The 14,844-nt window shown below is 40.4% G+C and carries 15 protein-coding genes; all 15 read left to right on the forward strand.

Annotated features, from left to right (window positions below):
• Positions 1–2 precede the first annotated feature (2 nt).
• The 15 genes from HNR43_RS10215 to HNR43_RS10285 all read left to right on the forward strand — a co-directional run bounded on the left by HNR43_RS10215 (position 3) and on the right by HNR43_RS10285 (position 14,813).
• Positions 3–251 (forward strand): DUF3243 domain-containing protein, encoded by a 249-nt coding sequence (locus HNR43_RS10215; RefSeq protein ID WP_004890680.1) that lies wholly within the window; start codon positions 3–5, stop codon positions 249–251.
• A gap of 180 nt (positions 252–431) precedes the next feature.
• A complete protein-coding gene (locus tag HNR43_RS10220) occupies positions 432–1,223 on the forward strand; it encodes a DUF3388 domain-containing protein (RefSeq protein ID WP_183243607.1) in 792 nt (263 codons plus the stop codon).
• 9 nt (positions 1,224–1,232) lie between these two features.
• Complete coding sequence (locus tag HNR43_RS10225) at positions 1,233–2,093, forward strand: RodZ domain-containing protein (RefSeq protein WP_183243609.1); 861 nt, start codon at positions 1,233–1,235, stop codon at positions 2,091–2,093.
• A gap of 29 nt (positions 2,094–2,122) precedes the next feature.
• On the forward strand, positions 2,123–2,701 hold the full coding sequence (gene pgsA / locus HNR43_RS10230) for a CDP-diacylglycerol--glycerol-3-phosphate 3-phosphatidyltransferase (protein ID WP_183243611.1): 579 nt from the start codon (positions 2,123–2,125) through the stop codon (positions 2,699–2,701).
• Between the two features lie 22 nt (positions 2,702–2,723).
• A complete protein-coding gene (locus HNR43_RS10235) occupies positions 2,724–3,956 on the forward strand; it encodes a competence/damage-inducible protein A (protein WP_183243613.1) in 1,233 nt (410 codons plus the stop codon).
• Between the two features lie 107 nt (positions 3,957–4,063).
• Complete coding sequence (gene recA / locus HNR43_RS10240) at positions 4,064–5,101, forward strand: recombinase RecA (protein WP_183243615.1); 1,038 nt, start codon at positions 4,064–4,066, stop codon at positions 5,099–5,101.
• A gap of 210 nt (positions 5,102–5,311) precedes the next feature.
• Positions 5,312–6,868, forward strand: a complete 1,557-nt coding sequence (rny, locus tag HNR43_RS10245) for a ribonuclease Y (protein WP_183243617.1) — start codon at positions 5,312–5,314, stop codon at positions 6,866–6,868.
• Positions 6,869–6,967: 99 nt separating this feature from the next.
• Positions 6,968–7,762: a TIGR00282 family metallophosphoesterase gene (locus tag HNR43_RS10250; protein ID WP_183243619.1), complete on the forward strand. Its 795-nt coding sequence runs from the start codon at positions 6,968–6,970 to the stop codon at positions 7,760–7,762.
• Between the two features lie 126 nt (positions 7,763–7,888).
• Positions 7,889–8,149 carry a stage V sporulation protein SpoVS gene (gene spoVS / locus HNR43_RS10255; protein ID WP_003181955.1) on the forward strand — a complete coding sequence of 87 codons (261 nt, stop codon included), beginning with the start codon at positions 7,889–7,891 and terminating at the stop codon, positions 8,147–8,149.
• A 105-nt stretch (positions 8,150–8,254) separates the two neighbouring features.
• Positions 8,255–9,178 carry a dipeptidase gene (locus HNR43_RS10260; RefSeq protein WP_055441355.1) on the forward strand — a complete coding sequence of 308 codons (924 nt, stop codon included), beginning with the start codon at positions 8,255–8,257 and terminating at the stop codon, positions 9,176–9,178.
• Between the two features lie 201 nt (positions 9,179–9,379).
• Positions 9,380–11,116, forward strand: coding sequence for a 2-oxoacid:acceptor oxidoreductase subunit alpha (locus tag HNR43_RS10265; protein ID WP_183243620.1), 1,737 nt, complete (start codon positions 9,380–9,382; stop codon positions 11,114–11,116).
• A 2-nt stretch (positions 11,117–11,118) separates the two neighbouring features.
• Positions 11,119–11,985 carry a 2-oxoacid:ferredoxin oxidoreductase subunit beta gene (locus HNR43_RS10270; protein WP_055441353.1) on the forward strand — a complete coding sequence of 289 codons (867 nt, stop codon included), beginning with the start codon at positions 11,119–11,121 and terminating at the stop codon, positions 11,983–11,985.
• A gap of 119 nt (positions 11,986–12,104) precedes the next feature.
• Positions 12,105–13,685: a tRNA (N6-isopentenyl adenosine(37)-C2)-methylthiotransferase MiaB gene (miaB, locus tag HNR43_RS10275; RefSeq protein WP_055441352.1), complete on the forward strand. Its 1,581-nt coding sequence runs from the start codon at positions 12,105–12,107 to the stop codon at positions 13,683–13,685.
• Between the two features lies 1 nt (position 13,686).
• Positions 13,687–14,118, forward strand: a complete 432-nt coding sequence (locus HNR43_RS10280) for a YlbF family regulator (RefSeq protein WP_183243622.1) — start codon at positions 13,687–13,689, stop codon at positions 14,116–14,118.
• A 158-nt stretch (positions 14,119–14,276) separates the two neighbouring features.
• A complete protein-coding gene (locus HNR43_RS10285; protein ID WP_183243624.1) occupies positions 14,277–14,813 on the forward strand; it encodes an outer spore coat protein CotE in 537 nt (178 codons plus the stop codon).
• Positions 14,814–14,844 lie beyond the last annotated feature (31 nt).

Consider the following 14,844-nt stretch of genomic DNA (forward strand, 5'->3'; position numbering starts at 1 on the left):
ATATGTCTGTTCTTGATAATTTTGAGCAATGGAAGAGCTTTTTAGCTGATCGCCTTCATCAAGCAGAAGCCCAAGGAATGAACCAGCAAGTTATTTCGGATATTGCTTATCAAATTGGCGACTACTTGGCAAAACAAGTCGATCCTAAAAACCCAGAAGAGCGTGTACTTGCTGACTTGTGGCATGTGGCAAATGAGCAAGAGCAACACGCAATTGCGAACATGATGATTAAGCTTGTGCAAAATAAATAAGCGATATAGGCAAGCTGGTGATATTCGCCAGCTTGTTTTACTATGTTTATCTGTTCACAAAAAACAGTTGTCTGTCCTTTTCATTCTCGCATCCAGATGGTAAAATAAACATACATGCGTGTTTCGACAAAGCGTTGCTTCAATGATCGCATCGTGTAACGTAAAGGGGAGAAGGGGTATATGGAGAAAAAAGAATGGTATTTAGAATATGAAATACATATGAATCGTCCGGGGTTGTTAGGGGATATTGCATCGCTTCTTGGTATGTTGTCCATTAATATCGTTACGATTAACGGAGTGGATGATTCACGCAGAGGTATGCTGTTGTTATGTAAAAGTCATGAACAAATTGAGCGGCTACAATCCATTTTAGCGACGATGGAAGATATCACGGTAACAAAGTTGCGTGAACCGAAGCTCCGAGATCGTCTTGCTGTTCGGCACGGGCGTTATATTCAGCGCGATGCTGATGATAAAAAAACGTTCCGTTTTGTTCGAGACGAATTAGGTTTGCTTGTCGATTTTATGGCGGAGTTGTTTAAACAGGAAGGTCACAAGTTAATTGGTATTCGCGGTATGCCACGTGTTGGAAAAACCGAATCTATTGTGGCAGCGAGCGTATGTGCGAATAAACGTTGGTTATTTGTTTCTTCTACGTTAATTAAGCAAACGATTCGCAGTCAGCTTATTGAAGATGAATATAGCGAAAATAATGTCTTTATTATTGACGGAATTGTATCAACACGTCGTTCAAACGAGCGGCATTGGCAGCTGATTCGCGAGCTGATGCGATTACCAGCAACAAAAGTGATTGAACATCCCGATATTTTTGTGAGGCATACAGAATATAAATTGGACGATTTTGATTATATTATTGAATTGCGTCACGATCCAGATGAGGAGATTACGTATGATCTCGTTGACCAATCCTCTTTTTTTGGTAACGACGGTTTTTCAAATATCGATTTTTAAAGATGGAAGGTGTTTCCGTTGACAGAGTTAGGGAAGCGTTTAAAAGAAGCGAGAGAACAACGCAATATGAGTTTAGATGATTTACAACAAATCACTAAAATTCAAAAGCGATATTTGATCGCGATTGAACAAGGAAATTATGTCATTATGCCAGGGAAGTTTTATGTTCGGGCATTCATTCGTCAATATGCAGAGGCGGTCGGTCTTGATCCGGATGAGCTGTTTGAACAATACGCAAATGAAATTCCAAATGCTCAACAAGAGGAACTCCCTGGAGAGTTATCGCGTGTCAAATCGCGGCAACTATCAGAACAAGGTGAAAAAGTACTTGATGTCCTTCCAAAAATTTTAATTGGTATGTTAGCTGTGGGAGTGGCTGTTGTTCTTTGGTTTTTCTTTCAAAACAGAACAGTGAACGAACAGCCGCAAGAGCAAGTGATTAATGAAAAGACAGAATTTGAACAGTCTGAGCAAGCAACCGAGCAACAACCGAAAAAACAAAATGAACAAAAACGAGAAAAGGAAAAAGAACAACAAGAACAATCATCGAAAGCAATGGTCGAAGTAGTGGAAACGAATGGTCGAAAATCAACGCTTGAAGTGATCGGAGAACAGTTGATTATTGACATTGCAACAAAGGGTGATGCTTGGATTGAAGTGAAAAACGGGAAAGGAAAGGCATTTGCACGCAAAATGATGTATGCAAATCAAACTGAAACGTTCGATTTGACGAACGAAACAGAAGTGTTGTTAGTTATCGGACAAACATTAAATACAGAAGTGAAAATCAATGGACAAACACTTCAATACCCTGTTAATCCAAGTGATCACGTACGTCAAGATATTACAATTATTTACAAAAAACAGTGATGTTGTATGACGTGTTGGAGGTTAGTGCTGTGAATATACCGAATCAAATTACGATTGCGCGAATGTTACTCATTCCTTTTTTCCTTATTTTCTTGTTAGCACCAATTGACTTAGGGATGATTCAAATTGGGCCAGAACAGTTACCAATGACACACGCTGTTGCTGCGCTTATTTTTATTATTGCATCAACAACAGATTGGGTTGATGGATACTATGCACGAAAATATGGGTTAGTAACGAATTTAGGGAAATTTCTTGACCCGCTTGCAGATAAATTGCTTGTGTCCGCTGCGCTCATTGCCCTCGTTCAATTGGATTTGGCGCCAGCGTGGATGGTCATTGTTATCATTAGTCGTGAATTTGCAGTGACGGGATTGCGGCTTGTATTAGCAGGAGAAGGGGAAGTTGTAGCGGCAAATATGCTTGGGAAAATTAAAACATGGACGCAAATTATAGCGATTGCGGCTCTTCTTTTGCATAATATTCCTTTCTCATTGCTGTCGTTTCCGTTTGCAAATATTTCTTTATGGATCGCACTCATTTTTACGATTTGGTCAGGGTGGGACTATTTCGCAAAAAATAAACATGCATTTCGTCATTCAAAGTAGATAAAAGGGGGATGGGAGAAAAATGAAGGCAGAAATCATTGCGGTCGGCTCGGAGCTTTTACTTGGTCAAATTGCAAATACCAATGCACAGTTTTTATCGCAACAATTAGCTGAAATAGGGATAGATGTATATTACCATACGGTTGTTGGGGATAATCCTCAAAGGCTTACACATGCGATTGAAGTAGCTAAGCAACGCTCCAATTTAATCATTTTCACAGGGGGACTTGGACCAACAAAAGATGATCTAACAAAGGAAACGATTGCAAAGATGCTAAACAAATCGCTTGTCTTAGATGAAGAAGCATGGCGTTCCATTTGTGATTATTTTTCGAAAACAAATCGTCCGATGTCCCCTAACAATCGAAAACAGGCACTTGTGTTGGAAGGAAGTTGTGTGCTAAAAAATGAACATGGGATGGCTCCGGGAATGGCACTTACTGTTGATCATATTACATATATGCTTCTACCGGGACCGCCAAAGGAAATGAAGCCGATGTTCATGAAATATGGACGTCCTTTTTTATTGCAAAAACGTCACGTTCACGAAAAAATTGTTTCGCTTGTTCTTCGTTTTTTTCACATCGGTGAATCACAACTAGAAGCGGAAATTGAAGATTTGATCGATGCTCAAACGAATCCGACAATTGCTCCACTTGCGTCTGATGGTGAAGTGACTCTCCGCCTAACAGCGAAGCATGAACATGAAGAAGAAGCGAAGCGGATGATTAACGAGGTAGAACAAAAAATTTTAACACGCGTGCGCCCTTACTTTTACGGATACAACGATGAAACGTTGTTTAGCAAACTGTTGGCTACATTAAAAGCAAAGAATAGAACACTTGCTGTTGCTGAGAGTTTAACGGGGGGGTTATTTTTAGAGGAAATGACTGCGCTTCCGACAGCTTCTTCAGTTATATCAGGAGGAGTTGTATGTTATACAAATGAAATAAAGGAAAATGTGCTTCATGTGCCGAAAGAAATATTACAAACAGAGGGAGCAGTGAGCGAACGATGTGCCCAATTGTTGGCAGAAAACGTTCGAAAGCTTTGCCGGAGCGATATTGGAATTAGTTTCACAGGCGTCGCAGGGCCAAGTGAGTTGGAAGGGAAACGAGTAGGAACAGTTTGGATTGGAATAGCGACTGAGCAAGGAACGAAAACATTTCTACTCACATTATCTGGGGATCGTCAAACCATTCGGATGCGTGCAGCGAAATACGGTTGTTATTATTTACTACAACTGCTACATTGATTTACGAACATTTATTCGTTTTTTTCTTGGCAAATAAACATAAAACATGTATAGTAATAGGTAGCAGTGACTGCTTTATTTTTTCACAAGCAAAAGGAGGAGTTTCTTTGAACGATCGTCAAGCAGCTTTAGAACAAGCGTTAAAGCAAATTGAGAAACAGTTTGGAAAAGGTTCCATTATGAAGCTAGGGGAGCAAACAGATCGACAAATTTCGACTGTATCGAGTGGTTCCCTTGCACTTGATATTGCACTCGGAGTAGGAGGATATCCGCGTGGACGTATTATTGAGATTTATGGTCCGGAATCCTCAGGAAAAACAACAGTTGCTCTTCACGCCATTGCTGAAGTACAAAAGCAAGGTGGTCAAGCAGCGTTTATTGATGCAGAACATGCCCTAGACCCTGTATATGCTGAAAAGTTAGGTGTGAATATTGATGAATTGTTGCTTTCACAACCAGATACAGGAGAGCAAGCATTAGAAATCGCGGAAGCGCTCGTACGCAGTGGAGCAGTTGACATTATCGTTATTGACTCCGTTGCAGCCCTTGTTCCAAAAGCGGAAATTGAAGGAGAAATGGGCGATGCTCACGTTGGATTACAGGCACGCCTCATGTCTCAAGCGCTACGAAAATTATCTGGTGCTATTAATAAATCTAAAACGATCGCTATCTTTATTAACCAAATAAGGGAGAAAGTAGGGGTTATGTTCGGAAACCCTGAGACAACTCCTGGTGGTCGTGCATTGAAGTTTTATGCATCTGTTCGTTTAGAAGTCCGTCGTGCTGAACAAATCAAGCAAGGTAACGACATGGTTGGAAATAAAACAAAAATTAAAGTCGTGAAAAACAAAGTGGCACCACCATTTAAAACAGCAGACGTAGATATTATGTATGGGGAAGGAATTTCAAAAGAAGGCGAGATCATTGATATGGGTGCTGAACTCGACATTATTCAAAAAAGCGGCGCTTGGTATTCATATAAAGATGAACGGCTAGGGCAAGGGCGCGAAAATGCCAAACAATTTTTAAAAGAAAACCCACACATCATGGAAGAAATTGCGCGTGAAATTCGTCAACATTATGGCATTACAACAGGTGTATCAACAACACCTGTGCGTGAAGATGATTTAGATTTCTTAGAGTAAAAAGAGGCACGTTGTGTCTCTTTTTCTCTTTGTTTTAGAAAATTCAACCATATGAAGCGCTTTCCCGCAATGACAAGCCTTGACAATATGGAAGGTCACCTTTAAAATGTACATGTATATTTGACAATTTTGAAGTGTATGTTGAATGGTTGCAATGTACATGCCGACATTGATGAAGTAACGAATTTATAGCAAGAGGAGGTGAGGACAATGGGTGAAACGATCATCTCCGCTTTGCTTGCCCTAGTCGTCGGTGCAGTTGTTGGCTTTTTTGTTCGTAAATCCATTGCCGAGGCAAAAATTGGTGGTGCACAAGCAGCTGCCAAGCAAATGATCGAAGAAGCGAAACGAGAAGCAGACGCATTAAAAAAAGAGGCTCTCCTTGAAGCAAAGGATGAAATTCACAAACTTCGTGTGGAAGCAGAACGAGAAATTCGCGAACGAAGAAGTGAATTACAAAAACAGGAAAATCGTTTGTTGCAAAAGGAAGAGAATCTCGATCGAAAGGACGAATCTTTAAACAAACGAGAAGCGTTGCTTGAGAAGAAAGAGAATTCTCTCAATGAAAGACAACAGCATATTGAAGAGATGGAAAGCAAAGTGGAAGAACTCGTTCGAAAAGAACAAGCAGAACTTGAGCGCATTTCTAACTTGACGCGTGAAGAGGCACGGCAAATCATTTTAGAGCGTGTAGAGAAAGAACTTTCTCATGAAATCGCACTCATGGTCAAAGAAGCAGAGACGAAAGTGAAAGAAGAGGCCGATAAAAAAGCAAAAGAAATTTTATCGCTTGCTATTCAACGCTGTGCTGCTGATCATGTGGCAGAAACGACTGTATCGGTCGTTAACTTGCCAAATGACGAAATGAAAGGTCGTATCATTGGTCGCGAAGGGCGTAACATTCGGACGCTAGAAACGCTAACGGGAATCGATTTAATTATCGATGATACACCAGAAGCGGTAATTTTATCCGGATTTGACCCAATTCGTCGCGAAACGGCTAGACTTGCTTTAGATAAGCTTGTTCAAGACGGGCGTATTCATCCGGCACGAATTGAAGAAATGGTCGAAAAAGCGAGAAGAGAAGTGGATGAGCATATTCGTGAAGTTGGAGAGCAAACAACGTTCGAAGTTGGTGTTCACGGATTGCACCCAGATTTAATTAAAATTTTAGGACGATTGAAGTTCCGTACAAGCTACGGACAAAATGTCCTTAAACATTCGATGGAAGTCGCATACTTAGCTGGTTTAATGGCAGCTGAGTTAGGAGAAGATGAGATGCTTGCAAGACGAGCGGGTCTACTTCATGACATCGGAAAAGCTGTTGACCATGAAGTAGAAGGAAGCCATGTTGAAATTGGTGTAGAGTTAGCAACTAAATATAAAGAGCATCCGGTTGTCATTAACAGTATCGCTTCCCATCATGGTGATACGGAGCCAACGTCTATTATTGCTGTTCTTGTTGCTGCTGCAGACGCATTATCGGCTGCCCGACCAGGTGCTCGTAGTGAAACATTAGAAAACTATATTCGTCGCCTTGAAAAGCTTGAAGAGATTGCTGAGTCATATGAAGGGGTTGAAAAATCATATGCTATTCAAGCAGGGCGCGAAATTCGTATTATGGTGAAACCAGATATGATCGATGACTTGGAAGCTCATCGTTTAGCACGTGATATTCGCAAGCGCATTGAAGAGGAGCTTGACTATCCAGGTCATATTAAAGTTACTGTCATTCGTGAAACGCGAGCTGTGGAATATGCAAAATAAAAGCTACTCCTCATATGGGGTAGCTTTTTCGTATTGATAAACGCTTTATTTTGTGCGAAACTGAAAAATAGAAATCATGAGTATAGAAAGGGTAATACGATGAAAATATTATTTATCGGTGATGTTGTTGGACAGCCGGGAAGAAAAATGGTTGATGAATACGTCCCGAAACTAAAGGCAAAATATAAGCCACATGTGATTGTTATTAACGGCGAAAATGCCGCTGGTGGGAAAGGGATTACCGAAAAAATATATCGCCGTTTTTTAGAGTTGGGAGTGCATGTGGTGACGCTTGGAAATCATTCGTGGGATAATCGTGAAATTTTCGAATTTATTGATCAAGCGAAAGCACTTGTTCGTCCGGCAAATTTTCCAGTAGGTACACCTGGAAAAGGGATTGTGTTTATTCAAGTAGAGGGATATGAAGTCGCAGTGATGAGTTTGCAAGGAAGAACGTTCTTGCCAGCAATTGATTGCCCATTTAAAAAAGCAGATGAGTTAGTAGAAATGGCGCTTGCGCGGACTCCTGTGATTCTTGTAGATTTTCATGCGGAAGCAACGAGCGAGAAACAAGCGATGGGATGGTATTTAGACGGTCGAGTAAGCGCTGTTGTTGGCACGCATACACACGTTCAAACGGCTGACTCACGCATTTTGCTAAACGGAACGGGTTATATTACCGATGTCGGTATGACGGGACCTTATGACGGGGTTTTGGGAGTGGATCGTGAGGCAGTGTTGCGCAAATTTTTAACGGGCTTACCTGTTCGTTTTGAAGTCACCACAGGACGCGCGCAGTTGAATGCTGTGCTCATTGAGGTAGATGAAAAAAGCGGAAAAACGAAATCGATTCAACGGATTATGATTAATGACGATCACCCATATTTCGACTAGTTCCTCTTTTAAGATTTTTCAGAAAAATTTCATATGGTAGCAGGAATACAGGCAAACAGGGATGAATATATAATGAACAGTACAACTTTTTTACAAGCAATTGTTAGAAACGAGGAGGAGCTAGAAATGGAAATATTAAAAGTTTCAGCAAAGTCTAATCCTAATTCCGTAGCTGGTGCACTTGCAGGCGTGTTGAGGGAGCGCGGTGCAGCCGAAATTCAAGCAATTGGCGCAGGTGCATTAAATCAAGCCGTTAAGGCAGTAGCAATCGCGCGAGGATTCGTAGCACCGAGCGGAGTTGATCTCATTTGTATTCCTGCATTTACGGACATTCAAATTGATGGAGAAGAGCGGACAGCAATTAAACTCATTGTTGAGCCGCGTTAATACGCATAAACCTGTTTGCTTGTTAAGCAAACAGGTTATTTTTGTAATTTGATCATTTATTAGCTATAAAAAAGTGAAGCCCTATTTTTTTACGGAGGGATCGTTGTGCGTATATTTGACGCTCATTGTGACGTTTTATATCAATTATTTTGTGACCAAGATGTATCGTTTGAACGCAGTCCGTCGTTACATGTAACGTACGATGGATTAAAGCAGGCAGGTATAACTGTACAAGGATTTGCTATTTATATCCCAAAACATGTAAGGCCTGAGTCACGTTTTTTCGTAGCTTTAGAGATGATTGATTATTTTTATGAGAAGGTTGTGTCACAGCCAAATATGAAAGTTGTTCGTTCAAAAAAAGAAATTGATCAATTACAACCAAATGAAATTGGCGCCATGCTCACATTAGAAGGATGTGAAGCTATTGGTGAAAGTTTAACGCAACTGCGTACACTTCTTCGACTTGGTGTTCGTTCTGTCGGTTTAACGTGGAATGATGCAAATATGGTAGCGGATGGGGCACTCGAGCAACGGGGGGGAGGTTTGACGAAATTCGGGAAAGAAGTTGTTCATTTATTAAACGAACAACAATGCTGGACAGATGTGTCACATTTAAGTGAACGAGCGTTTTGGGATGTCATTGAATTGGCTCATTATCCGATTGCTTCACATTCAAATGCGTACACCCTTTGCCCGCATCCGCGCAATTTGCGTGATGATCAAATTGAAGCGCTGATTAAGAAAAATGGGGTCATTGGTGTGACGTTTGTTCCACAATTTTTACGTCATGACACGCAAACGACGACGGTAACAGATGTATTGCGTCATATCGACCATATTTGTTCATTAGGTGGGGAAAATCATATTGGCTTCGGATCTGATTTTGATGGCATTTTTGAAACAGTCGATCAATTAGCGAATGTTTCCCATTACACTCATTTCATTGACGAGTTGCTAAAACATTTTAAAGAAGAGCAAGTGAGAAAATTTTTGTTTTGCAATTTTTATGAGCGAATTCCTCAATAAAAAATCGGAAGAAAAATTCACATTTTTGTAACAAATATGTTGCAATTTTTTTGCAATAGGGCTAGAATGAAAGCGTTTAGTATATGAAATTTTTCAAAAAATTTATTAAGCGAAATGGTAGAGCTTTTTTTGGAAAAGTGCTACACTTATAATCGTACAATGTTACGTCACAATTGATGGAACTTTAAAGGGGTGTAAGACATGATTAGTCAACTTTCATGGAAAGTTGGAGGACAACAAGGGGAAGGTATTGAAAGTACGGGAGAGATATTCTCCATTGCGCTCAACCGACTAGGCTACTATTTATACGGTTATCGCCACTTTTCATCTCGAATTAAAGGTGGTCACACGAACAATAAAATTCGTGTTAGCACAACACAAGTTCGTTCGATTGCCGATGATCTTGATATATTAGTAGCTTTTGACCAAGAGACAATTGATTTTAACTTTCACGAGTTGCGTCAAGGCGGGATCGTCATCGCAGACGCGAAGTTTAATCCGACGATTCCAGATGAGTCAAGAGCTACGTTGTATGCGGTTCCATTTACAGATATCGCAACAGAATTAGGAACAGCTTTAATGAAAAACATGGTTGCAGTCGGAGCTTCCAGCGCAGTGCTCGGTCTCGATATTAGCGTATATGAAGGGGTCGTTCAGGAGATTTTCGGTCGCAAAGGCGAACAAGTCGTTGCTAAAAACATGGAAGCGATCAGAGCGGGCGCTCAGTTTATGCGTGAACAACTTGGTGACAACATTCAATTAATGCAACTTGATAAGGCAGATGGCAAAAAGAGAATGTTTATGATTGGAAACGACGCGATTGCGCTTGGTGCACTTGCTGGTGGCGCTCGTTTCATGGCTGCTTACCCAATTACGCCAGCATCTGAAATTATGGAATACTTAATTAAAAAACTTCCACAGTTCGGTGGCACTGTCATTCAAACAGAAGATGAAATCGCAGCTTGTACGATGGCTATTGGCGCAAACTATGCTGGTGTACGTACGTTGACAGCTTCAGCTGGTCCTGGTCTTTCGCTTATGATGGAAGCGATCGGATTAGCTGGAATTACAGAAACACCAATTGTCATTGTTGATACGCAACGCGGTGGTCCAAGCACAGGTCTTCCGACAAAACAAGAGCAGTCAGATTTAATGGCAATGATTTACGGTACGCACGGAGAGATTCCGAAAGTTGTCATGGCGCCAAGTACTGTGCAAGAAGCGTTTTACGATATGGTTGAAGCGTTTAATATTGCAGAAGAGTATCAATGTCCAGTCATTGTTTTAACAGACTTGCAACTTTCGTTAGGTAAGCAAACCGTTGAGCCGCTAGAATATGATAAAATTGAAATTCGTCGTGGCAAGCTCGTAACAGGGGAGCTTCCTGAAATTCCAGACAAAGGTTGTTTTAAACGATATGAAGTGACAGAAGACGGCGTGTCACCGCGTGTATTGCCTGGAATGAAAAATGGTATTCATCATGTCACAGGCGTTGAGCACGATGAAACAGGTCGTCCTTCTGAAGTAGCAGCGAATCGTATTGCGCAAATGGATAAGCGTTTACGCAAACTAAAACATATTCAATTCCCGACACCAGTTCATAAACATGTGAAGCATGAGGAAGCGGATTTATTAATCGTTGGGTTTAACTCAACGCGTGGGGCAATTGAAGAGGCGATGGAACGTTTAGAGCGCGATGGCATCAAAGTAAACCATGCACACGTTCGTCTCATTCATCCGTTCCCAACTGAAGAAATGTTGCCGCTTGTGCAATCAGCGAAAAAAGTTGTTGTTGTTGAAAATAACGCAACAGGACAACTTGCCAACATTTTGAAAATGAACGTTGGACATGCTGAGAAAGTATTTAACGTGTTGAAATATGATGGCAACCCGTTCTTACCGCACGAAGTTTATACAAAATGCAAGGAGTTGTTTTAAACATGGCGACATTTAAAGATTTTCGAAATAACATTAAACCGAACTGGTGTCCAGGTTGTGGTGACTTTTCCGTGCAAGCAGCCATTCAACGCGCAGCTGCCAACGTTGGACTTGAACCACATGAACTTGTTGTTGTATCTGGAATTGGTTGTTCTGGGCGTATTTCTGGTTACATTAATTCATACGGTTTCCACGGTGTTCACGGTCGGGCACTTCCAATTGCCCAAGGGGTGAAAATGGCCAATCGTGACTTGACTGTCATTGCTGCTGGTGGTGACGGTGATGGATTTGCGATCGGAATGGGACATACGATTCATGCGATTCGTCGTAATATCGATATTACGTACATCGTCATGGACAACCAAATTTACGGTTTAACAAAAGGTCAAACATCACCGCGTAGTGAAGTGGGCTTTAAAACGAAAAGTACGCCACAAGGGTCAGTTGAACCAGCATTGTCGATTATGGAAATGGCGTTAACTGCAGGAGCAACGTTCGTCGCTCAAAGCTTTTCTAGCGACTTAAAAGAATTGACGCAATTAATTGAAGAAGGAATGAAGCATAAAGGATTTTCGCTCATTAACGTATTTAGCCCTTGCGTCACATACAATAAAGTGAACACATACGATTGGTTTAAAGACAATTTAACGAGTTTAAGCTCTATTGAAGGATACGATCCTTCAAATCGTGAAATGGCGATGCAAACGTTAATGAAACATAAAGGACTTGTTACAGGGCTTATTTATCAAAATAAAGAGCGTAAATCATATCAAGATCTTGTACCAGGTTATAGCGAAAAACCACTGACAGAAGCGGATTTAACAATTAGTAAAGAAAAATTTGAACAACTTGTGGCAGAATTTATGTAAGAAAGAAAAGAGGATGGCTTTCACCATCCTCTTTTTTATGGAAAAACATTGTTTAAAAGTCCGGAAAATAATATACTATGTTAGTGTGCACGTACGAATAAAAGAAAGGAGAAATAACAATGAATGAAAAACAACGTTTACAGTACACAGCACAAATTGAACCCGATCATCCAACGGACAAAAAATCCGCTTTGGATGAAAATTTACAACGTCTAAAGCAAAAAACGAGTCAAGACTATGAAAAATATTTTTCAACTGTATTTGTTCCCCCATCTTTGAAAGAGGCGAAAAAGCGAGGAAAAGAGGAAGTGAAATACCATAAAGATTTTTCGATTCCAGAAGAATTTCGTGGTATGGGGAACGGTCGAAAATTTTACATCCGCACGTACGGCTGTCAAATGAATGAGCACGATACAGAAGTGATGGCTGGAATTTTTATGGCTCTTGGTTATGAACCGACGGATCGTCCAGAAGATGCCAACGTCATTTTGTTAAATACGTGTGCGATTCGTGAAAATGCAGAGAACAAAGTATTCGGAGAAATTGGTCACTTAAAGCCATTGAAGCAAAACAACCCTGATTTATTGCTTGGTGTATGTGGCTGCATGTCACAAGAAGAGTCGGTCGTCAATAAAATTTTAAAACAATTCCAATACGTTGATATGATTTTCGGTACGCATAATATCCATCGTCTTCCGTATATTTTGAAAGAAGCGTACATGTCAAAAGAAATGGTTGTTGAAGTATGGTCAAAAGAAGGCGATGTCATCGAAAACTTACCAAAAGTGCGAAAAGGAAATATTAAAGCGTGGGTTAATATTATGTATGGCTGCGATAAGTTTTGTACGTACTGTATTGTCCCATATACACGTGGCAAAGAGCGTAGCCGCCGTCCAGAAGATATTATTCAAGAAGTACGTCACTTAGCCGCACAAGGATATAAAGAAATTACTCTTTTAGGACAAAACGTGAATGCGTATGGAAAAGATTTCACTGATATGAAATATGGTCTTGGTGATTTAATGGATGAGTTGCGTAAAATTGATATTCCACGTATTCGCTTTACAACAAGCCATCCACGTGATTTTGATGACCGTTTAATCGAAGTGTTAGCGAAAGGTGGAAATTTAGTGGAACACATTCACTTGCCGGTTCAATCGGGAAGTAGTGAAGTGTTAAAAATGATGGCACGTAAATATACACGTGAACAATATTTAGAGCTTGTTCGCAAAATTAAAGAAGCGATTCCTGGTGTAGCGCTCACAACAGACATTATTGTCGGTTTTCCAAATGAAACAGATGAGCAGTTTGAAGAAACGTTGTCGCTATATCGTGAGGTAGAGTTCGATTCTGCATTTACGTTCATTTACTCGCCACGTGAAGGAACGCCAGCAGCAAAAATGGTCGACAACGTACCGATGGAAGTGAAAAAAGAACGTTTACAACGATTAAATGCATTAGTAAACGAAATTTCTGCGAGAAAAATGAAGGAGTACGAGGGACAAGTTGTCGAAGTATTAGTCGAAGGGGAAAGTAAAAACAATCCGGACGTTCTCGCTGGATACACACGCAAAAACAAGCTTGTTAATTTCGTCGGACCAAAGTCTGCGATTGGTCAACTTGTGAAAGTGCGAATTACAGAGGCGAAAACGTGGACGTTAAACGGAGAAATGATAGAAGAAATGATCGAGGTGAAATAGCGTGGCGAAATATACGAAAGATGACATCGTACAAAAAGCAAAAGAATTAGCTAAAATGATCGCTGAAACAGAAGAGGTAGAGATTTTTAAACAAGCAGAAGCAAAAATTCACGAAAATGAAAAAGTACGCACGATGGTTGCTAAAATTAAATCGTTACAAAAACAAGCTGTCAACTTACAGCATTATGGAAAAATCGAAGCGTTGAAAAAAGTGGAAGCAGAAATTGACGACATTTACGAACAGCTATCAGACATTCCAATTGTAGAACAATTTAAACAATCGCAAGTAGAAATTAACGACTTATTGCAACTTGTTGCTTCCACTATTTCAAAGACAGTAACAGATGAAATTATTACATCAACGGGCGGAGATGTGCTGCGAGGAGAAACAGGAGCTCAAGTGAAACATAGCCATTGTGGCCATTGTCATTAAAGAGTCCATTTTTATGGGCTCTTTTTTATGTTTTTGTACATATTTCGAAGAAGCTGCATACAATGAACTATACGGAATGATTGTTTTTTTATGTACACTTTTAGTTTTTTCGTGCATAGGATAAAATGAACAATGCATTTTTGAGGAGGGTTTGTTTCATGTCCCAATACAGAGAAATTATTACAAAAGCGGTTGTGGGAAAAGGCCGAAAGTTTACGCAATCGACGCATACGGTTTCCGCTCAACATCGTCCAACAAGCGTGCTCGGTTGTTGGATTATTAATCATCGGTACGAAGCAAAAAAAGTGGATCGTAGTGTTGAAATTCATGGCAAGTATGATGTGAACGTTTGGTATTCGTACAATGATAATACAAAAACGGAAGTGCTCACAGAGACGGTATCGTACACGGATGTGATTCCGTTAAAGTATCGTAACGAAGAGCTTATTAGTGAAGAACAAGAAGTAATCGCGCGGGTTGTTCAACAACCAAATTGTTTAGAATGTACGATTGCTCCAAACGGAAATAAAGTAACTGTCGAAGTAGAGCGAGAGTTTGTTGCAGAAGTCATCGGAGAAACAAAAGTACGTATTGCAGTCGTCGATACGTCATCAGACGAAATAGAGGAAGATATTGAGGCGGAGTTAGAACAGTTAGATGAGGAACTTCTTCAAGAAGGGAGCAATAAAAACTAGGAAGTTTATTCTTCCTAGTTTTTATTTTTGT

The organism is Anoxybacillus mongoliensis (assembly GCF_014201515.1).
In the GTDB taxonomy this organism is placed as follows: domain Bacteria; phylum Bacillota; class Bacilli; order Bacillales; family Anoxybacillaceae; genus Anoxybacillus; species Anoxybacillus mongoliensis.

Bases quoted from the DNA above. Each gene is read 5' to 3' on its own strand.
- spoVS (WP_003181955.1), top strand. From the start codon at position 7,889: ATGGAAATATTAAAAGTTTCAGCAAAGTCTAATCCTAATTCCGTAGCT.
- rny (WP_183243617.1), top strand. From the start codon at position 5,312: ATGGGTGAAACGATCATCTCCGCTTTGCTTGCCCTAGTCGTCGGTGCA.
- HNR43_RS10215 (WP_004890680.1), top strand. From the start codon at position 3: ATGTCTGTTCTTGATAATTTTGAGCAATGGAAGAGCTTTTTAGCTGAT.
- HNR43_RS10250 (WP_183243619.1), top strand. From the start codon at position 6,968: ATGAAAATATTATTTATCGGTGATGTTGTTGGACAGCCGGGAAGAAAA.
- HNR43_RS10235 (WP_183243613.1), top strand. From the start codon at position 2,724: ATGAAGGCAGAAATCATTGCGGTCGGCTCGGAGCTTTTACTTGGTCAA.
- HNR43_RS10285 (WP_183243624.1), top strand. From the start codon at position 14,277: ATGTCCCAATACAGAGAAATTATTACAAAAGCGGTTGTGGGAAAAGGC.
- HNR43_RS10220 (WP_183243607.1), top strand. From the start codon at position 432: ATGGAGAAAAAAGAATGGTATTTAGAATATGAAATACATATGAATCGT.
- HNR43_RS10265 (WP_183243620.1), top strand. From the start codon at position 9,380: ATGATTAGTCAACTTTCATGGAAAGTTGGAGGACAACAAGGGGAAGGT.
- HNR43_RS10270 (WP_055441353.1), top strand. From the start codon at position 11,119: ATGGCGACATTTAAAGATTTTCGAAATAACATTAAACCGAACTGGTGT.
- miaB (WP_055441352.1), top strand. From the start codon at position 12,105: ATGAATGAAAAACAACGTTTACAGTACACAGCACAAATTGAACCCGAT.